General features: G+C 71.6%; 19 protein-coding genes. 9 read left to right on the top strand and 10 right to left on the bottom strand.

Features of this window, described 5'->3' with window-relative positions; translation table 11 throughout:
* Both polA and ACQ860_RS10105 read right to left on the bottom strand, forming a co-directional pair.
* A complete protein-coding gene (gene polA / locus ACQ860_RS10110; RefSeq protein ID WP_431303254.1) occupies positions 1–2,775 on the bottom strand; it encodes a DNA polymerase I in 2,775 nt (924 codons plus the stop codon).
* The gene (locus ACQ860_RS10105; RefSeq protein WP_431303253.1) at positions 2,759–3,010 is read right to left on the bottom strand and encodes a zinc-finger domain-containing protein; all 252 of its coding nucleotides are present in this window, start codon (positions 3,008–3,010) and stop codon (positions 2,759–2,761) included. The genes polA and ACQ860_RS10105 overlap by 17 nt, the downstream gene beginning before the upstream one ends.
* 71 nt (positions 3,011–3,081) lie before the next feature.
* Here ACQ860_RS10105 and ACQ860_RS10100 point away from each other — a divergent pair, with 71 nt between their 5' ends.
* A complete protein-coding gene (locus ACQ860_RS10100; protein WP_431303252.1) occupies positions 3,082–4,143 on the top strand; it encodes an alpha/beta fold hydrolase in 1,062 nt (353 codons plus the stop codon).
* Between the two features lie 6 nt (positions 4,144–4,149).
* On the opposite strand, the gene ACQ860_RS10095 is transcribed toward ACQ860_RS10100, so the two are convergent.
* The 3 genes from ACQ860_RS10095 to ACQ860_RS10085 form a co-directional block, all read right to left on the bottom strand.
* The gene (locus ACQ860_RS10095; RefSeq protein ID WP_431303251.1) at positions 4,150–4,884 is read right to left on the bottom strand and encodes an SDR family NAD(P)-dependent oxidoreductase; all 735 of its coding nucleotides are present in this window, start codon (positions 4,882–4,884) and stop codon (positions 4,150–4,152) included.
* Positions 4,881–7,325, bottom strand: coding sequence for an ATP-dependent helicase HrpB (gene hrpB, locus ACQ860_RS10090; RefSeq protein WP_431303250.1), 2,445 nt, complete (start codon positions 7,323–7,325; stop codon positions 4,881–4,883). The genes ACQ860_RS10095 and hrpB overlap by 4 nt, the downstream gene beginning before the upstream one ends.
* Before the next feature lie 143 nt (positions 7,326–7,468).
* Positions 7,469–8,473, bottom strand: a complete 1,005-nt coding sequence (locus ACQ860_RS10085; protein ID WP_431303249.1) for a zinc-binding alcohol dehydrogenase family protein — start codon at positions 8,471–8,473, stop codon at positions 7,469–7,471.
* 106 nt (positions 8,474–8,579) lie between these two features.
* On the opposite strand from ACQ860_RS10085, the gene ACQ860_RS10080 reads away from it, so the two are divergent.
* Both ACQ860_RS10080 and ACQ860_RS10075 read left to right on the top strand, forming a co-directional pair.
* The gene (locus tag ACQ860_RS10080; RefSeq protein WP_431303248.1) at positions 8,580–9,569 is read left to right on the top strand and encodes an MBL fold metallo-hydrolase; all 990 of its coding nucleotides are present in this window, start codon (positions 8,580–8,582) and stop codon (positions 9,567–9,569) included.
* 104 nt (positions 9,570–9,673) lie between these two features.
* Complete coding sequence (locus ACQ860_RS10075) at positions 9,674–10,111, top strand: hypothetical protein (RefSeq protein ID WP_431303247.1); 438 nt, start codon at positions 9,674–9,676, stop codon at positions 10,109–10,111.
* Here the strand turns inward: ACQ860_RS10075 and ACQ860_RS10070 are convergent, their stop codons facing one another.
* Positions 10,112–11,053, bottom strand: coding sequence for a 2-hydroxyacid dehydrogenase (locus ACQ860_RS10070; protein ID WP_431303246.1), 942 nt, complete (start codon positions 11,051–11,053; stop codon positions 10,112–10,114). It lies immediately after the preceding gene.
* Positions 11,054–11,153: 100 nt separating this feature from the next.
* Here ACQ860_RS10070 and ACQ860_RS10065 point away from each other — a divergent pair, with 100 nt between their 5' ends.
* The 5 genes from ACQ860_RS10065 to ACQ860_RS10045 all read left to right on the top strand — a co-directional run bounded on the left by ACQ860_RS10065 (position 11,154) and on the right by ACQ860_RS10045 (position 14,297).
* Positions 11,154–11,885 (top strand): metallophosphoesterase family protein, encoded by a 732-nt coding sequence (locus tag ACQ860_RS10065; RefSeq protein WP_431303245.1) that lies wholly within the window; start codon positions 11,154–11,156, stop codon positions 11,883–11,885.
* A gap of 2 nt (positions 11,886–11,887) precedes the next feature.
* Entirely contained in the window at positions 11,888–13,258 is a 1,371-nt protein-coding gene (locus ACQ860_RS10060; RefSeq protein ID WP_431303244.1) for a serine/threonine protein kinase, read from the top strand.
* Between the two features lie 79 nt (positions 13,259–13,337).
* Positions 13,338–13,583 (top strand): LptM family lipoprotein, encoded by a 246-nt coding sequence (locus ACQ860_RS10055; protein WP_431303243.1) that lies wholly within the window; start codon positions 13,338–13,340, stop codon positions 13,581–13,583.
* A gap of 25 nt (positions 13,584–13,608) precedes the next feature.
* Positions 13,609–13,890, top strand: coding sequence for a glycine zipper domain-containing protein (locus ACQ860_RS10050; RefSeq protein ID WP_431303242.1), 282 nt, complete (start codon positions 13,609–13,611; stop codon positions 13,888–13,890).
* 2 nt (positions 13,891–13,892) lie between these two features.
* Positions 13,893–14,297 (top strand): hypothetical protein, encoded by a 405-nt coding sequence (locus ACQ860_RS10045; protein WP_431303241.1) that lies wholly within the window; start codon positions 13,893–13,895, stop codon positions 14,295–14,297.
* Positions 14,298–14,383: 86 nt separating this feature from the next.
* Here the strand turns inward: ACQ860_RS10045 and proC are convergent, their stop codons facing one another.
* A complete protein-coding gene (proC, locus tag ACQ860_RS10040; RefSeq protein WP_431303240.1) occupies positions 14,384–15,202 on the bottom strand; it encodes a pyrroline-5-carboxylate reductase in 819 nt (272 codons plus the stop codon).
* Between the two features lie 168 nt (positions 15,203–15,370).
* Between proC and ACQ860_RS10035 the strand changes: the two genes are divergently transcribed.
* On the top strand, positions 15,371–16,348 hold the full coding sequence (locus tag ACQ860_RS10035) for a P1 family peptidase (RefSeq protein WP_431303239.1): 978 nt from the start codon (positions 15,371–15,373) through the stop codon (positions 16,346–16,348).
* Here ACQ860_RS10035 and ACQ860_RS10030 read toward each other — a convergent pair whose 3' ends face one another.
* Genes ACQ860_RS10030 through ACQ860_RS10020 form a run of 3 tightly spaced genes read right to left on the bottom strand, consistent with a single transcriptional unit; the run spans position 16,349 to position 17,130 of the window.
* The gene (locus ACQ860_RS10030) at positions 16,349–16,729 is read right to left on the bottom strand and encodes a hypothetical protein (protein WP_431303238.1); all 381 of its coding nucleotides are present in this window, start codon (positions 16,727–16,729) and stop codon (positions 16,349–16,351) included.
* 32 nt (positions 16,730–16,761) lie between these two features.
* Complete coding sequence (locus ACQ860_RS10025; protein ID WP_431303237.1) at positions 16,762–16,935, bottom strand: hypothetical protein; 174 nt, start codon at positions 16,933–16,935, stop codon at positions 16,762–16,764.
* A gap of 15 nt (positions 16,936–16,950) precedes the next feature.
* Complete coding sequence (locus tag ACQ860_RS10020) at positions 16,951–17,130, bottom strand: hypothetical protein (RefSeq protein WP_431303236.1); 180 nt, start codon at positions 17,128–17,130, stop codon at positions 16,951–16,953.
* Positions 17,131–17,145: the final 15 nt, after the last annotated feature.

The raw sequence follows: 17,145 nt of genomic DNA, 5'->3' as shown, positions 1-17,145 counted from the left end.
TCAGTGCGCCTCGGCCCAGGAGCTGCCATGGCCGACCTCGACCAGCAGCGGCACGCGGAGTTCGGCCACATCCTCCATCACGCGGCGCAGGATGGCGCCGGCCGGCTCGATCTCGGCCTCGGGGACTTCCAGCACGAGTTCGTCATGCACCTGGAGCAGCATGCGGGACTTCAGGCCGGCTTCGCGCAGCGCCGTCGGGACACGCACCATGGCGCGCTTGATGATCTCGGCGGCCCCGCCCTGGAAGGGCGCGTTGATGGCCTGGCGCTCCGCGCCCGCGCGCAGCATGGGGTCCTTCGCCTTGATGTTCTGGATCCAGAGGCGGCGGCCGAAGGGCGAGAGGACATAGCCATGCATCCGCGCCTCCTCCTTCAGCCGTTCCATCTCGGCGCGGATGCCGGGGTATTGCGCAAAATAGGCGTCGATGATGCCGCGCGCCTCGCCGGCCGGGATGCCCAGGCGCGCGCCGAGGCCGAAGGCGCTCATGCCGTAGATGATGCCGAAATTGATCGTTTTCGCCCGGCGTCGCGCTTCCTTGTCCACATTCGCGGGATCGAGGTGGAAGATTTCCGCGGCCGTGCGGCTGTGGATGTCCTCGCCCTTCGCGAAGGCCTCGCGCAGGGTGGGGACTTCCGCGAGGTGGGCGAGGAGGCGCAGTTCGATCTGGCTGTAGTCGGCGCTCATCAGCACATGGCCGGGCTCGGCCACGAAGGCGCGGCGGATGCGCATCCCCTCCTCGGTGCGGATGGGGATGTTCTGCAGATTGGGCTCGGTCGAGGAGAGGCGGCCGGTGCTGGTGACGGCCATGGCGTAGTCGGTGTGGACGCGGCCATCGGGCGCGATCTGCGCGGCGAGGCCCTCGACATAGGTGGATTTCAGCTTGGCGAGCTGGCGCCATTCCAGCACGACGCGCGGGAGTTCGGCGCCTTGCGCGGCGAGGTCCTCCAGCACCGCGGCATCGGTGGAATAGGCGCCGGTCTTGCCCTTCTTGCCGCCCTTGAGGCCCATCTCGTCGAAGAGGATCTCGCCCAGCTGCTTGGGGCTGCCGACATTGAAGGCGCGGCCGGCGAGCCGGTGGCACTCGGCCTCCAGCACGACCAGTCGCTCGGCGAAATCCTGGCCGATGCGGGCGAGTTCGGCGCCATCCACGCGCACGCCGGCCTGCTCCATGCCGGCCAGCACGGTGATCATGCGGCGCTCCACCTGCTCATAGAGAGCGAGGGCGCGCTCGGGGCGCAGGCGGGGGCGGAGGTGGTGCCAGAGGCGGAGCGTGACGTCGGCATCCTCGGCCGCATAGGCGGTGGCGCGGTCGAGCGGCACATGCGCAAAGCTGATGCGCGCCTTGCCGGTGCCGGTCACCTCGTCGAAGGAGATGGGCTTGTGGCCGAGATGGAGCTGCGAGAGCTCATCCATGCCATGCCCATGCGCGCCCGCTTCCAGCGCGCAGGAGATGAGCATGGTGTCGTCCACGGGGGTGACGGCGATGCCGCCGTTCTGGGCCTGGGCCAGCACTTCGAGGTCGTATTTCGCGTTGTGCAGCACCTTGAGCACCGCCGGGTCTTCCAGCAGCGGACGGAGCGCGGCCATCGCTTCCTCGAAGGGGATCTGCGTGGGCGTCTCGGTGAGCATGTCCGCGCCGGCATGGCGCAGCGGAATGTAGCAGGCGCGGCCCGGGGCCACGGCGAGGCAGACGCCGACCAGGCGCGCGGCGAGCGCATCCAGGCTGTCCGTCTCGGTGTCGAGCGCCACCACGCCCGCCTCGCGCGCCAGCGCCACCCAGCGCTGCAGCGCCTCGGCCTCCGTCACGCAGTCATAGGGGCCGAAGCTGGCGGTGGTGGGCTCGGGCGCGGCGGTGCTTTCGACGGGGCGCGCGCGTTGCGGCGCGCCGCCATCGCCGAGGCCGAGGCGCGCGGCGAGGGACCGAAAGTTGTTCTCGGCGAGGAAGGCGCCGAGGCGGGCGGGCTCGGGGGCTTTCGCGCGGAGGTCCTCGATGGGGCAGGGCAGCGGCGCGTTGTCGTCCAGGCTGACCAGGCGCAGCGAGATGCGCGCCATCTCGGCATGCGTCTGCAGCAATTCGCGCCGCTTGGGCTGCTTGATCTCGCCCGCGCGGGCCAGGAGGGTTTCAAGATCGCCATATTCGGCGAGCAGCGTGGCGGCCGTCTTCACGCCGATCCCCGGAACGCCCGGCACATTGTCCGTCGCATCGCCAGCCAGCGCCTGGACCTCGGCCACCTTGTTGGGCGGCACGCCGAATTTCTCCAGCACCTCCGGCTCGCGGATCGGCTTCTGCTTGATCGGGTCCAGCATGATCACGCGCTCGCGGATCAGCTGCATCAGATCCTTGTCGGAGGAGACGATGGTGACGCGGCCGCCTTGCGCTTCAAACGCCTTGGCGTAGGCGGCGATGAGGTCATCCGCCTCGAAGCCGGGCAGCTCGACCTTGGCGACGCCGAAGGCCTCCGTCGCCTCGCGGATCAGGGCGAATTGCGGGACGAGTTCCTCGGGCGGCTCCGGGCGGTGCGCTTTGTATTGCGGAAAAATCTCGTTGCGGAAGGTGGTGCGCGCCGTGTCGAAGACGACGGCGATATGCGTGGACACATTCTGGCTGAGGAAGCGCTCCAGGATCTGCGCGAAGCCGAAGACGGCGTTCACCGGCGTGCCGTCCGGGCGCGTCATCGGCGGCAGGGCATGGAAGGCGCGGAAGATGTAGCCGCTGCCGTCGATCAGGATCAGGTGCGGGTCCGCACCCGGCGCGCCTTCAGTGGTGGCCGTCATCGCCCGCACCATCCTTCAGGCGATAGGTGCGCGAGCAATAGGGGCAGGTGACCTCGTTGTGCTCGATCCGCATCCAGATCAGGGGATGGCCCCCTGAAAAAGAATTGGGCGCGTCCTTGCCGCCGTCGCAGCTCACGGAGCGGCTCTCCACCAGGGTCACATCCTCGGGGGTCACGCCCTCGACGGGGTGGGGGGCATAGCCGGTCATCTGCGGGTCGCGCATCAGCGTGTTCATCCTTGGCCGCGTGGTCGCCATGAGCATAAACCGCTGGCCAGGGATGGGCCAGCGGGCCATATCCGAGGGGCATGAAATTGCTGGCAGCCCTGTTCCTCGCGCTGATCTCCCTGGCCGGTTGCTCGCCCGTGGTCGTGCCCGCCGGGCCGCCGGTGCGCGAGGCGGGGATCGAGCCCTTCGTGGCGCCGCCCTTGCCCTGGATGCCGGTGCCGGCCTGGGCCTTCGCGCCCTCACCCCCGCCGCCCGAGCCCTCGGGCCCGCGGCCGGAATCCTTCCTGGTGATGCCCGACGGCGCGCGCCTGCCGCTGCGCGTCTGGCGGCCGGAAGGCCCGCCGCGATTCGTGGTGCTGGCGATCCATGGCCTGGCGGATCACGGCGGCAACATGCTGCTGGAGGGCGGGCCGATGCTCGCGGCGGGGGGCGCGCTCGTCTACGCCTATGACCAGCGCGGCTTCGGCTGGACCAGCCCGCGCGGCTATTGGGCCGGGGCGGAGACCATGGTGAGCGACGCCAATACCGCGCTCGACCTGATCCGCGCGCGGCATCCGGGCGTGCCGCTCTTCCTGCTGGGCGAAAGCATGGGCGGCGCCGTGGTGCTGGCCATGCGGCGCACCGATGTGGCGGGGATCATCCTCTCCTCGCCCGCGCTCTGGGGGCGCGCCTATATGCCGAGCCTGCTGCGCGGGCTGCTCTGGACGGCGGGGCATGTGCTGGGGCCGGTCGCGCTGCCGCCGAGCGCGCCCAACATCTCGGCCAGCGACAATCGCGAGGCGCTGCTCCGCTTCGGGCGCGATCCGCTGACGCTGCGCGATGTGCGCTTCGACATGGTGAAGGGGCTGGTGGACCTGATGGACCAGGCCATCGCCGCGCTGCCCGAGTGCTGCCGCGCCGTGCCCACGCTGGTGATGGTGGGCGGCAATGACCAGGTGGTGCCGACACCGATCGCCCGGCGCGCGCTGCGCGATGCGCGGGTGCCGCGCGTGGCGCTCTATCGGGAGGGCTGGCACCTGCTGCTGCGCGATGGCGTGCGCGAGCAGGTGGCGCGGGATGTGCTGGCCTTCCTGAACGCGCCCGACCGGCCCACGCCGCGTGAGGCGGATGGGGCGGCCTGGATCGCGCGGACGCCGGATTGAGGCAGGTTACGTCTCCGCGCCGCCATTCACCGCCAGCATCTGGCCATTGATGAAGGCGCCCTCGTCGGAGGCGAGCAGGCGCACCATCGCCGCCACTTCGGAGGGCTGGCCGAGGCGGCCCACGGGCACGCGCACCACCATCTCCTGCCGGTGCGCATCGGGCGCAACATCCTCGTCATCCGAGGCGATGGGGCCGGGCGAGATGGCGTTCACGGTCACGCCCTTCGGGCCGAATTCCTTGGCGAGCGACTTGGTGAGGCCCCAGACGCCGTGCTTCGCGACGGAGACGGGCGCGCGGCCGGCATAGCCATGGATGGCGTTCATGCCGGCGAAGTTCACGATGCGGCCCCAGCCCGCCTCCAGCATGCCCGGCAGGCAGGCCTGGGCGAGCCAGACCGCGGCGTCCAGGTCCACCGACATCACGCGGCGATAATCGTCCTCGGTGAGGTCGAGGAACCTGTTGCTGGGGCGGAGGGCCGCGTTGTTCACCAGCACATCCACCCGGCCGAAGCGGGCGATGGCTGCCTCGGCCAGGCGGCGGCAGGTGGCGCGGTCGCCCACATCGCCCATGGCGACATGCGCCTCGACGCCGAGCGCACGGGCTTCCTCCGCCACGCGCTCGCAGGCGGCCTGGTCGCGCGAGCCGTTGATGACGACGTTCATCCCCTGCTTCGCGAGCGCGAGCGCGACCGCGCGGCCGATGTTGCGGCCGGCGCCGGTGATGAGGGCGGTACGTGTCATGGGCGTCTTCCTTCCGGTGGAGCAGTCGCGAGGGCCGGATTCTCCGGCCAGTCATGCTTGGGGTAGCGGCCGCGCATGTCCTTGCGCGCATCCGCCCAGCCGCCCTGCCAGAAGCCGGCGAGATCGGCCGTGATGGCGATGGGGCGGCCCGCGGGCGAGAGCAGGGCCACCTGCAAGGGGACGCGGCCTTGGGCCAGCGGTGGCATGCTGCTCAGGCCGTAGAGGTGCTGGGCGCGGGCTTCGAGCGTCGGGATCTCGGCGGTGTAGTCCACCGCGGCGCTGCGCCCTTGCGGCAGGGCGATGCGCGGCGGGAGCGCGGAGTCCAGCGCGCGGCGCAGCTCGTGCGGGAGGAGCATGGCGTGCAGGTCGAGCGACTTCAGCTCGGCGAGCTTCGTCATCCCATTGCAATAGGGGGCCAGCCATTCCTTCGCCGTGGCGGTCAGCGTGGCGTCGCTCACATCCGGCCAGGCTGCGCCTTCCAGGGCGTGCATGCGGGCGATGCGGGCGCGGAACTGCCTGGCACTCTCACTCCAGTCGAGGTCGCGCAGGCCGCGTTCGGCGGCGGCTTCGGCCAGCGCCTCGGCCATCGCCGCCGGGTCGGCGCCCGCGAGCGGGGTTTCCTCGAGGATGAGCGGGCCGAACATCAGGCGGCGGCGGGCAAGGACGGCGCCGGCGCGGGCGTCGAAGCTGGCGCCCTCCACCGTCACGAAGCGTTCGGGGAAGCGGGCTTCCAGCACGGCGCGCGCAAGGGGCGCGGCCATGCGGATGCGCGCCTCGGTGCCCTTGAGTTCCAGGTCGGCCACGGCGAGCAGGCTCTGCTTGGCCAGCGGATCGGCGCTGGAGAGCCGCGCGCCCTGGCCGGAGGCGAGGCGGAAGGCGCCATCCATGGTGCCGCGCTTCAGCGCGATACGGTCGGGGAAGCCGGCGGCGAGCAGCGCGCCAGCATCGCCCTCGGGCGGCGTATTGCCATGCACGCCGAGGCGCCGGCGATGCAGCGCCGCCGCACGGCGGATGGCGCGGAGCGCGATGCCGTCGCTCTCCGCATGGGCATGGCCGTGCAGCACGTCGAGGCGCAGCGTGATGTCGGCGGGCGGTTCGCGGCCGCGCAGCGGATCGCGCTCCTCCAGCAGGGCGGCGAGATCGGCGGCCAATGCGGCTTCGCCCTCGTTCTCGACGGCGCACATCATGCGGGCGAGGCGTGGATGCGTGCCCATGCGCGCCATGCGCTGGCCCGTTGTGGTGATGCGGCCCTCAGCGTCCAGCGCGTCCAGGTTGCGCAGCAAGGCGCGCGCGGCGGCGATCTGGCCGGTGGGCGGCGGGTCGAGGAAGGCGAGCGTCGTCGGATCGGCGCCCCAGGCGGCGCAGTCGAGCACCAATCCGGAGAGTTCCGCTTCCAGCATCTCGGGCCGGTCCTGCAGCGCCATTCCGCGCTGCGTCGCCTCGCTCCAGAGGCGGACGGCCACGCCGGGCTCGGTGCGGCCGGCGCGGCCGGCGCGCTGCTCGGCGGCGGCGCGGCTGATGCGGACCGTGACCAGGCGCGTGAGGCCGGTCGCGCCATCCAGGCGCGGCGCGCGGCGGAAGCCGCCATCCACGACGATGCGCACGCCGGGCACGGTGAGCGACGTCTCGGCGATGCTGGTCGCCAGCACCACGCGGCGGCGCGGGCCTTGGGTGAGCGCCTTGTCCTGCTCGGCGGGCGAAAGCTCGCCATGCAGGGGCAGCACATCGGCGTCGAGGCCCGAGAGGCGTTCAGCGGTGCGGCGGATCTCGCCCCAGCCGGGGAGGAAGGCCAGCACATCGCCCGGCTCGCGCGCCATGATGCCGCGGATGGCCACCGCCATGGCTTCCGGCAGGTCGCGCGGCTCGGTGATGTCGCGCTTCACATGCTCGATGCGGACGGGGTGGGCGCGGCCGGCGCTTTCGATCAGCGGCGCGTTGAGCAGGCGGGTGAAGGCGCCGCCATCGAGCGTCGCGGACATTGCCAGCAGGCGGAGCTCGGGGCGGAGGCCGGCCTGCAGGTCGAGGCAGAGGGCGAGGCCGAGATCGGTGTCGAGATGGCGTTCATGCGCCTCGTCGAAGATGACGGCGGCGACCCCTTCAAGGCCGGGGTCGGATTGCAGGCGGCGGACGAGAAGCCCCTCGGTGATGACCTCGATGCGGGTGGCGGCGGAGATGGCGCGGTCGAGCCGGGTGGAGAGGCCGACGATGCCGCCCGGCTGCTCGCCCAGCAGGGAGGCCATGCGGCGCGCGGCGGCGCGGGCGGCGACGCGACGGGGTTCGAGGACCAGCAGTTTCTGCCCGCGCGCCCAGGGCTCGTCGCGCAGGGCGAGGGGGACGAGCGTGGTCTTGCCGGCACCCGGTGGGGCGACGAGCACGGCGTTGCTGCCTTCGCGAAGCGCATCGCGCAGCGCGGGCAGCGCCTCTTCGACGGGGAGCGTCATGGCGGCGCCAGTCATGCCCAATAAAACAGGCCGCAGAGAGATCGAACCGCGCTTGGAGGATGCGAAGGCGAACAGCCGAGCCGGAAAGCTTCAGCTTTTCGAAGTCCAGCCGGCGCCCCGGCGTCTGAGGGCGGAAAAAATCTTCATTCCCAGCCTTCGGCGACCGCCTTGCCGATCATGGTGCCGCTCTCCACGAGCTGGTGGCCGGTGGCGAGATTGGCGGCGTTGATGCGGCCCAGATGCCGCGTCATCGTGTGCCGCATCCTGCCCTGCTCGATCAGCGTCGCGACCTCGTTCAGCAGCAGGTGCTGCTTCGCCATGTCGGGCGTCTTGTAGATGGCGCGGGCGAACATCCCCTCCCAATGGAAGCTCGCGGCCTTCGACTTGAGGCGGCCGATCTCGATGGTGTTCAGGTCGTCAATGGCGCAGAGCGCGCCTTGCGGGGCGATGATCTCGCAGAGCGCGCGCCAGTGCCTGGCCGTCTGCGTGGTGGAGAAGATCCAGGGGATCTCGTGGCCGAGCGCGCGGGCCTGGGCCACGAGGTCGGCGCTGTGGTCCAGCACCTCATGCGCGCCGAGCGCGTGGCACCAGTCGCGCGTCTCGGGGCGGGAGGCGGTGGTGACCACGGTGAGGTTCGTCAGCTGGCGGGCGAGCTGCACCGCCATGGAGCCCACGCCGCCCGCGCCGCCGATGATCAGCACCGCGCCCTTGCTCTCGCGCGTGATCTTCAGGCGATCGAACAGCGCCTCGTAGGCGGTGATGGTGGTGAGCGGCAGGGCGGCCGCCTCGGCGATGGAGAGGGTCTTGGGCTTGCGGCCGACGATCCGCTCATCCACCAGATGGAATTGCGCATTGCTGCCCGGGCGGTTCACGGCGCCGGCGTAATAGACCTCGTCCCCCTCCTGGAAGAGCTGCGCCTTGTCGCCCCTAGCGCGCACCACGCCGCAGCAGTCGAAGCCCAGGATGCGCGGTTCGCCCGCCGGATCGGCCGCCGAACGCAGCTTGGCGTCCACCGGGTTCACCGAGACGGCGCGGACCTCCACCAGCAGGTCATGGCCGCGGGGCGGGGCCGGGTCGGGCAGGATGAGGTCGAGCAGGGCGTCCTCATGCGTGGCGGGGTGGCAATGGGTGTAGGCGACGGCCTTCATGGCGGGCATTCCCTGGACGGATTTCTTTCGCCAGTCATACGCGAAGGGCTGACAGGGCGCGAGCGCACCCCTAATCATGGATGCCCCGTCATCAAGGAGCCATGTGATGCAGGATCTCGCCTTCGCGCGCCGCGCCGCCATGCTGGGCACGGCCGCGGCCGCCACGCTTGCCGCCACGCCCATCCCCGCCGCCGCGACCGGCGTGCCGCCGCAGCAGGGCGCGAACCCGCCGCGCTTCCAGCGCCTCAAGGTGGGCGATGTGGAGGTGACGACGCTGCTGGATGGCGCCATGCAGGGCCAGGCGTCGAACATCCCGAACTTCTTCCCCGACAGCACGCCCGAGGCGATCGCACCGCTGCGGGCGCGGGCCTTCGCCATCGAGGCCGGGCTGCACCAGCCGGTCGGCGCCTATCTGCTGAACACGGGCCGCAACCTCGCCATGATCGATTGCGGCGGGCATTCGAGCTTCATCCCCACCACCGGGCAGACGCTCGCCGCGCTCCGAGCCAGCGGCTACACGCCCGAGCAGGTGGACACGGTGGTGCTGACGCATATCCACCCCGAGCATGCGCTGGGGCTGAGCTATGACGGTGTCACGCGCAACTTCCCCAATGCCGAGATCGTCGTCACGCAGATCGACCACCAGTTCTGGACCGACCCGGCGATGGAAAGCCGCGTGCCCCAGGGGCAGCGCTTCATCGAGGCGGCGCGGCGTGCCATCCGCCCCTATCAGGGCCGCATCCGCACCACCGAGATGCGCGCGGGGCTGGAGGTGATCCCGGGCGTGTTCATGGACCCCGCCCCCGGCCACACGCCCGGCCATGTGAGCTACCGCGTGACGAGCCAGAACCAGTCCATCTTCATCTGGGGCGACATCGCGCATCAGATGGTGATCCAGCTCGCCCGGCCGCGCTGGCGCGTGGGCGTGGATGTGGACAGCGCGATGGGTGTCGAGAGCCGCGTCCGCACGCTGGACATGCTCGCGGCGGAGGGGATGCTGATGGGCGGCGTGCATGTGCCCTGGCCGGGCTTCGGCCGCATCATCCGCGATGGCGAGGGCTTTCTGTATGTGCCACGGCCGGCGCAGTTCACCTGAGGTGATCTCCACCTGACGTGATCTTCACCTGACGCGGGTCATTTCGCGGTTGGCGCGGGCCCGGGGAATGTGCGGAGAATGCATCTTCCCCCGGAGCCCGCCCGATGAAACCTGCGACCCTCGCCTTCGGCTTCCTCTGCGCCGCGCTCGCCGTGTTCTTTTTCCACCAGGCGGTGATCGGCTTCTACCACGGCATGGGCTGGGGCCCGAACCCGCCCTTCCGGCAGACGCCCATCCCGCCGCTGGGCGTGCCCCAGATCTGGAATGCCTGCTTCTGGGGCGGCATGTGGGGCATCCTGTTTGCCGTGCTGGAGCCGAAGCGCCCGGCCGCCATGCCGCTCTGGCTCTTCGCCGTGCTCTTCTGCCTCGTTCTGCCGCTGGTGGTCGGCGCGTGGGTGCTCGTGCCGCTGATCAAGGGCACGGCGATGTTCGCCAATGGCAACACGACGGCGATGCTGCGGAGTGTCGGCATCTACTCGGTCTGGGGTGTCGGGCTCGCGATCTTCTGGCGCGGGCTGCCGGCCGTGTTCCGGAAGGCCTGATCAGGCGACGGGCGTCAGCACCGGCCGGCCCGCGAAATGCGCCTGGAGATTGGCGACGACGAGCGATGCGGTCGCCAGGATGGACTCCGGTGAGCGGCCGGCGATGTGCGGCGTGATGATGAGGTTGGGCAGCGCGCGCATGGCCTCCGGCACCTCGGGCTCGCCATCCACCACGTCGATCGCCGCACCCGCGATGCGGTTCTCGCGCAGGGCTTCGATCAGCGCCGCCTGGTCCACCACGCTGCCGCGGCCGATGTTGACGAGGTAGCCCTGCGCGCCCAAGGCATCGAGCGCCGCCGCATCCACGAGATGCCGCGTGGCCGCGCCACCGGGGGCTGCGATCAGCAGCACCTCCGCCCAATCGGCCAGCGCCTGGGCGGAGGGCAGCCACCGATGGGCCACCCCCTCGCGCGGGCGGCGGTTGTGATAGGCGATCTCCATGCCGAAGCCGCCCTGCGCGCGGGCCGCGATCATGGCGCCGATCTCGCCCAGTCCCAGGATGCCGAGGCGCCGCCCGCTCACCATCGGGCGGGGCCAGCGCACGCCCATCCATTCGCCGGCCTTCACCGCGGCATCGAGGCGCGGGATGTCGCGCAGCAGCGCCAGCATCAGCGCCATGGCGTGATCGGCGACGGAGGGCGCGTTGGTGCCCGGCCCATGCGTCACCACGATGCCACGGGCGCGGGCGGCGGCGACATCGATGGTCTCGGTGCCGACGGCGATGGCGCAGATGATCTCAAGCCTGGGCAGCGCGTCCATCTCGGCCGCGGTGAAGCCGGTCGCGCCATTGGTCAGCACGCAGCGCAGATCGGGCATTTCGGCGATGGCCTTCGCGCGGGCCTCGGGGCCCAGGGCCACATGCGGTGCGAAGCCGCCCTCGGCGATGCGGGCGAGCCGTTCGGCGTCGAGCGGGTTGAGGACGAGGAGCGGGATCGGGGACATGCCCCTTTCTCCGGCGCGAGGGCTGGCCTGTCGAGAGGTTGCGCTGGATCATGGTCATGGCCGAGGCTGCGCGGCCAGGCTGGGGTCAGGAAGGACACGCATGCGCATCGCCCTGCTCGCGGACATCCATGGCAACCTGGAAGCGTTGGAGGCCTGCCTCGCCCATGCGGCGGCGCGCGGGGCGGGGCGCCTGGTCTTCCTCGGCGACCTGGTGGGCTATGGGGCGGACCCGGAGGCCGTGACCGCGCGGGTGCGCGCGCTGGATGCGGTGACGCTGCGCGGCAATCATGACGAGGCGGCGCTGCATGGGCCGGTCGGCTTCAGCACGCTTGCCGCCGAGGCGATGCGCTGGACGCAGGGGCGCCTCGATGCGGCGGACAAGCAGTATCTGGCGGGCCTGCCCTACACGCATGAGGAGGAGGACCGCCTCTACACCCATGCCGACGGATCCGATCCGGGCGACTGGCGCTATGTGACCGATGCGCGGGAGGCGCGGCGCAGCCTGGAGGCGACGACGGCGCGGCTCACCTTCTGTGGCCATACGCATGTGCCCGCGCTGTTCGGCCTGACGGCGACGGAGAAGCTGCTGCACCACCGCCCGATGGATGACCTGATGCTCCCCCTGCTGCAGCCGCGCCGCTGGCTCGGCGTGATCGGCGCGGTGGGCCAGCCGCGCGACGGCAATCCGGCCGCCTGCTACGGGCTGTTCGACACGGCGCGCGCCGAATGCGGCTGGATGCGCGTGCCTTATGACATCGAGGGCGCGGCGCGGAAGATCCGCGCGGCGGGCCTCCCCGAGGCGCTGGCCGCGCGCCTCTTCGAGGGGCGCTGAGCATGCCGCGCCAGGCCGGGGCGTTCATTCTGGGCGAGGTGGTGCACAAGGGCGGCATGGCCGTGCTGCGCGAGGCGACGCATCCGGCGCATGACATGCCGATCCTGGTCAAGCTGCCGCTTGTGGCGGAGGGCGAGGACCCGGCGGCGATCGTCAGCTTCGAGATGGAGCAGATGATCCTGCCGCGCCTGGAAGGCCCGCATGTGCCGCGCTGCCTGGGCGTGGGCCATGAGCCACTGCCCTGGATCGCGATGGAGCGCATCCGGGGCGAGACGCTGCTGCCGCTGCTGGACCGGCTGCCGCTGCCCATCGCCGAGGTGGCGGAGGTGGGGGCCATGGTTGCCGAGGCGCTCTGCGCGCTGCATCGGCAGGGTGTCGTCCATCTCGATGTGAAGCCGGGCAACCTGATGCAGGCGGATGGCCGCATCGTCCTGCTGGATTTCGGCCTGTCGCACCACGCGCACCTGCCTGACCTGATGAGCGAGGAATTCCGCCTGCCCTATGGCTCGGCGCCCTACATGGCGCCGGAGCAGGTGATGGGCATCCGTGGCGACCCGGCGTCGGACCTGTTTGCGCTGGGGGCGCTGCTCTACGCGCTCACCACCGGGCGCAACCCCTTCGGCGATCCGCAGCACATGGCGCATATGAAGCGCCGCCTCTGGTGGGACCCGCCGCCGCCGCGCGCGCTGAGGCCCGACTGCCCGCCCTGGCTGCAGGAGATCATCCTGCGGAACCTGGAGGTGGAGCCGGCGCGCCGCCACCCGACGGCGGCGCAACTCGCCTTCGACCTGCGCCACCCCGAGCAGGTGAGCCAGACGGCGCGGGCGGCCAGGCTGAAGCGCGACCCCTGGACGGCCCGCGTGCGCCGCCGCTTCCACCCGGACCACCAGCCGCGGCTGAAGCGCGACGCCATCGCCATGGCGCAATCGGGGGCGCCCATCATCATGGTGGCGGTGGACCTGGGCGGCATGACGGCGGAGCTGGCGGGCGCGATGCAGGGCATGATCACGCAGATCATGGCGACGCTGCCTGGCGCGCGCGTCGCCTGCGTGAACGTGCTGGGCCTGAACCGCCTGCGGCCCGACATGACGCTGGACGAGGAGGGCCGCAACAAGCATCTGCAGCGCCTGCTGGAACTGCGGCACTGGTCGGCGCCGCTGAAACTGCCCGAGGCGCGGCTGACGCATCACGTGCTGGAGGCGACGAGCCCCGCCGCCCCGCTGCTGGACTACGCGCAGCAGAACCGCGTGGATCACATCATCCTCGGCGCCCGCGCCCAGAGCCTCGGGCGGCGCGTGCTGGGCAGCGTCGCGGCCGAGGTGGCGCGGGACGCGCCTTGCTCGGTGACGGTCGTGCGGCTGCGCGCGGTGTAGGTCATGCGGCTGCGCGGCATCTGCAACCGGGCGTAAGCGGCGGCGTTCCTTCCCCGACTCACACAGGGGAGAGCCCGTGATGCGCAAGATGTTCCGATGGAGCTTCGTCATCGTCCTGGCCGGCGGGCTTGCCGCCTGCGGGCAGACGACGGGCGACCGCGCCCTTTCCGGTGCGGGGCTCGGCGCCGCGGCCGGCGCCGGCGTCGGCGCGCTGACCGGCACGAGCGTCGTCGGCGGCGCCGCGCTGGGTGCCGCCGCGGGCGGTGCCACCGGCGCATTGACCTCGCCCAACACCGTCAATCTCGGCCGCCCGGCCTGGCGCTGAGCCCACCTCTTCGAAAGGAATTCCCATGTCCTACAAGCAGATTTCCGAGACCGTCGAATCCCATGGCCAGGATGCCGCCGAGGAGCTGGCGCGCCTGCGCTCCCAGGTGGAGACGCTGATGAATGAGCGCGTGACGCCCATGCTCAGCTCCGTCGCCAGCTCGGCGGAGCACGCCGCCAAGGTCGCGACCGATGAGGTGCGTCACCAGACCGAGCGGCTGACGGATGCGGTGCAGGACAAGCCCCTGGCCGCCATCGGCGTGGCCGCGCTGGCGGGCTTTGTGCTGGCTGCCCTGTTGCGGCGCTGAGGATGCGCGCCCTCCGTCTGCTCTCCACCGCGGCGCAGGCGGAGGGCCTGCTGCTGCGCCGCCAGGGCGCCCAGCTCGGCCGCGCGGCCGTCCTGGGCGCCGGTGCGGCCGGGTTCGGCATCGCCATGCTCATCCTGCTGCACATGGCGGGCTGGCTCTGGCTCGCGGATCGCTACGACGCCGTGCAGGCCTGCCTGCTGGTGGCGCTCGCCGATGGCATCCTGGCGGTGATCCTGCTGCTGATGGCGCGCGGCGGGCGGGACCATGTGGCCGAGGAGGCGCGCGAACTGCGCCAGCAATCCGTGGCCCTGCTCACACAGCCCAGCGTCATCCGCCCCGATTGGCAGCGGCTGGCCTTCACGGTCGGCGGTTTTCTGCTCGAACGTGCCCTGCGCCGCCGGCGCTAGGGCATGATGCGTTGAGGCGGAATCGCCGAAACGCTGAATCATCCTCTCAGCAAAGGCTGGACCGCTCGGCGTGAACGCAGCGTGGTCTAGCCGGCGAGCTCGCGCGAGCGGGCGGTCGCGGCCTCGATGGCCTCCAGCATCAGCGCGGGCCAGGCTTCCTCGCGCATCAGCACGGCGAGCGCGCGTTCCGTCGTGCCCTTGGGGCTGGTCACGTTGCGGCGGAGCTGCGCCGCATCCTCCTGGCTTGCGCCCAGCAGCGCGCCTGAGCCCGCGACGGTGGCGCGCGCCATGCGGCGGGCGAGGTCCGGCGGCAGGCCCTGGGCGAGGGCAGCCTGCTCCATCACTTCGGCCAGGAGGAAGACATAGGCCGGGCCGCCGCCGGAGACGGCGGTGACGGGGTCGATCAGACCCTCCTCCACCACCCAGGCGGCCTCGCCGATGGCGCCCAGCAGGCGGTCGCTCAGCGCGCGCTGCTCGGCGGTCACGCCCGGTCCGGCGCACGCCACGGTGAATCCCAGGCGCAAAGCGGCCGGCGTGTTCGGCATGGCGCGGATGATGCGCGCATCGCCGCCCAGCATGGCGTTCATGCCGCCGATGGTGCGGCCCGCCATGATCGAGAGGAAGACCACGCCGGGCCCCGCCAGATGCGCCAGCGCGGGGAGCGCATTCGGCGCCTCCTGCGGCTTGGTGGCGAGGATGATGGCCGCCGGCGCGAAGCCCGCCGGGATTTCCGCGATGCTCGCCACATGGCGCACGCGGCCGGCGAAGGCGGCGACGGCGGCGGCGTTCGGTTCCACCACCACCGTCTCCGGCGGCAGTCCCAGTTCGAGCCAGCCGGCCAGCATGGCGCCGCCCATCTTGCCGCAGCCGATGAGCAGGAGAGGGGGAAGGGCGGTTTGGGTCATGGGCGGGTTCCTGGCGATCTGGCGCGAGTGTAGCGGCTCGGGCGCGGCTCCGGGAGGGCGGGCTGACCTGGATCAATATGGCCGCGCATCCTTCGGCGGATGGTGCGGCAGGCGGCACGGGAAACGCTCTTCATGCATACCGGCGGCGGCTCGCGCAAAGACGCGCGCTTGCCTGATGCTCCCTTCCGCCGGCGCGTGCCGTCGGCCGGCGCGGCGGCCCTCGCCGCCCCATTCCTGGTGCGCGCGGCCCAGGCGCAGCGCCCGCTGGGCGCCTTGCCCTGGCAGGAGGGGCTGACGCCCGTCCTCGTCGAGGAAGGCGTGCGCTTCGACCTTCCCGGTGTCGCGATCGGCACGGCGGAATACGCCGAGGGGCCGACCGGTTGCAACGTCTTCCACTTCCCCGAGGGCGCGATCTGCGAGGTGGATGCGCGGGGCGGCTCGCCCTACGGGCTCGAGGTCGGCACCGGCGTCGCGCGGGAGTTGTTCGCCGAGCGGCGGCGCGCGGTGGTGGGGGCGATCGGCCTCGTGAGCGGCGCCACCATCTTCGATCATGTGCGGCGGGACACGCTGGTCTTCCCTGGCCAGCGGCTGGGGGCCGCGGCCTTTCGCGCGGCGCGGCCGGGCCGTTTCCCGGTGGGGGCGCGGGGCGCCGGCAGTCCGGCCTCCATCGGGCAGATCGGCAGCCGGCGCTTCCGGCCCGAGCAGGGCGGGCAGGGCTGCGCGGTGGGGAAGATCGGCGCTGCGACCATCGGCGTCTTCACCGTGCTCAATCGGCTGGGCGGCATCTTCGACCGGCAGGGGCAATTGCTGCGCGGCTTCATGGTTCGCGAGACGGGCCAGCGCCGCCCGCTGGAGCACATCATGCGCCATCACCCGGAGGAGCTGGGCCTGGTGCAAGGCACGGCGGGCAGCGACACCACCATCACGGCGGTGATCATCGACGGCGCCGTGCCGGCCTGGGACCTGCGGCAGCGGGGCCGGCAGATCCACGCGGCGATGGCGCAGGCCATCCGCCCCTTCCACACGCCGCTGGATGGCGACGCGCTCTTCGCCCTCTCGACGGGGCGGGAGCGGCTGGCGCTGCCGGCCGCCGAGGTGGGATCGCAGCTCGCGCTCGATGCGGTCTACAGCGCGATCCCGGGCTGATCAGCAGGTCACGCGAAGATTCAGCACCGCGACATTGGCGGACCAGGCGGGCAGCGCCGACATCTCGGTGGGGATGATGACGTAGGCGATCTCCTGGCTCTGGCCGGGCGCGAAGCTGTAGCGCTGGTTCGGTGCCGGGGGTGCGCCGGCCGGCTGCGGGTAGCTGATGATGGGCGCGATGGCCGGGCCGTTGTTCTGGATGACGACGTTCAGGCTGACCCAGCGGGGGTCGTTCGTGCGCGCGCCATAGACCCGGGTCGCCACCAGCTGGCCGTTGCACCAGCTGGGCATGCCCTGCGCGGCGGCGGGCAGCGCGCCGGCGGGTGTGGTGGCGAGGAGGGTGGCGGCCATCAGGGCAGCGGCGCGAAGGGGGCGGAGCATGGTGGGCTCCATTCCGGTTGGCGGCTGGCGGTTCATCGGAGGGGTGCGCAAGCCACCGAGATCTGCGCCCAGGACACATTGGAGCCGATCTGGTTGGGTGCCGTGAAGCTCAGGCTCTGCCCCGCCGCCAGTTCCACGATCACGGCCGCCTGATTGGCGACACCGGCGACGCTGGACACGATCGGGCCGCCCCGGTTCAGGAGCATCACATGCAGGTCGCTTCATGGTCCCGGCATGTTGGGTGGCGGGTTCACGGCCGGCGTGTAGGAAACCTGCGTCGCGACGATCTGCCCGCCGCAGAAGGTGGTGCCGACACGCACGAAGGTGAGGCCCTGCGCGGCCGCCGGCTGGCTGGCGAAGGCGGCGAGGGCCAGGGCTGCGGCGAGAAGTGGGCGGTACACGGGATGTCTCCTTCC

The sequence above is a fragment of the Sediminicoccus sp. BL-A-41-H5 genome (assembly GCF_050632405.1).
Classification (GTDB): Bacteria; Pseudomonadota; Alphaproteobacteria; order Acetobacterales; family Acetobacteraceae; genus Roseococcus.
Note: the sequence above shows the minus strand (reverse complement) of the source record. Positions and strands in the feature narration are given on the sequence as shown.

Bases quoted from the DNA above. Each gene is read 5' to 3' on its own strand.
- ACQ860_RS10080 (WP_431303248.1), top strand. From the start codon at position 8,580: ATGCAGGATCTCGCCTTCGCGCGCCGCGCCGCCATGCTGGGCACGGCC.
- ACQ860_RS10095 (WP_431303251.1), bottom strand. From the start codon at position 4,884: ATGACACGTACCGCCCTCATCACCGGCGCCGGCCGCAACATCGGCCGC.
- ACQ860_RS10085 (WP_431303249.1), bottom strand. From the start codon at position 8,473: ATGAAGGCCGTCGCCTACACCCATTGCCACCCCGCCACGCATGAGGAC.
- ACQ860_RS10025 (WP_431303237.1), bottom strand. From the start codon at position 16,935: ATGCTCCTGAACCGGGGCGGCCCGATCGTGTCCAGCGTCGCCGGTGTC.
- ACQ860_RS10055 (WP_431303243.1), top strand. From the start codon at position 13,338: ATGCGCAAGATGTTCCGATGGAGCTTCGTCATCGTCCTGGCCGGCGGG.
- hrpB (WP_431303250.1), bottom strand. From the start codon at position 7,325: ATGACGCTCCCCGTCGAAGAGGCGCTGCCCGCGCTGCGCGATGCGCTT.
- ACQ860_RS10050 (WP_431303242.1), top strand. From the start codon at position 13,609: ATGTCCTACAAGCAGATTTCCGAGACCGTCGAATCCCATGGCCAGGAT.
- ACQ860_RS10030 (WP_431303238.1), bottom strand. From the start codon at position 16,729: ATGCTCCGCCCCCTTCGCGCCGCTGCCCTGATGGCCGCCACCCTCCTC.
- ACQ860_RS10100 (WP_431303252.1), top strand. From the start codon at position 3,082: ATGAAATTGCTGGCAGCCCTGTTCCTCGCGCTGATCTCCCTGGCCGGT.
- polA (WP_431303254.1), bottom strand. From the start codon at position 2,775: ATGACGGCCACCACTGAAGGCGCGCCGGGTGCGGACCCGCACCTGATC.
- ACQ860_RS10070 (WP_431303246.1), bottom strand. From the start codon at position 11,053: ATGTCCCCGATCCCGCTCCTCGTCCTCAACCCGCTCGACGCCGAACGG.
- ACQ860_RS10065 (WP_431303245.1), top strand. From the start codon at position 11,154: ATGCGCATCGCCCTGCTCGCGGACATCCATGGCAACCTGGAAGCGTTG.
- ACQ860_RS10060 (WP_431303244.1), top strand. From the start codon at position 11,888: ATGCCGCGCCAGGCCGGGGCGTTCATTCTGGGCGAGGTGGTGCACAAG.
- ACQ860_RS10105 (WP_431303253.1), bottom strand. From the start codon at position 3,010: ATGAACACGCTGATGCGCGACCCGCAGATGACCGGCTATGCCCCCCAC.
- proC (WP_431303240.1), bottom strand. From the start codon at position 15,202: ATGACCCAAACCGCCCTTCCCCCTCTCCTGCTCATCGGCTGCGGCAAG.
- ACQ860_RS10045 (WP_431303241.1), top strand. From the start codon at position 13,893: ATGCGCGCCCTCCGTCTGCTCTCCACCGCGGCGCAGGCGGAGGGCCTG.
- ACQ860_RS10075 (WP_431303247.1), top strand. From the start codon at position 9,674: ATGAAACCTGCGACCCTCGCCTTCGGCTTCCTCTGCGCCGCGCTCGCC.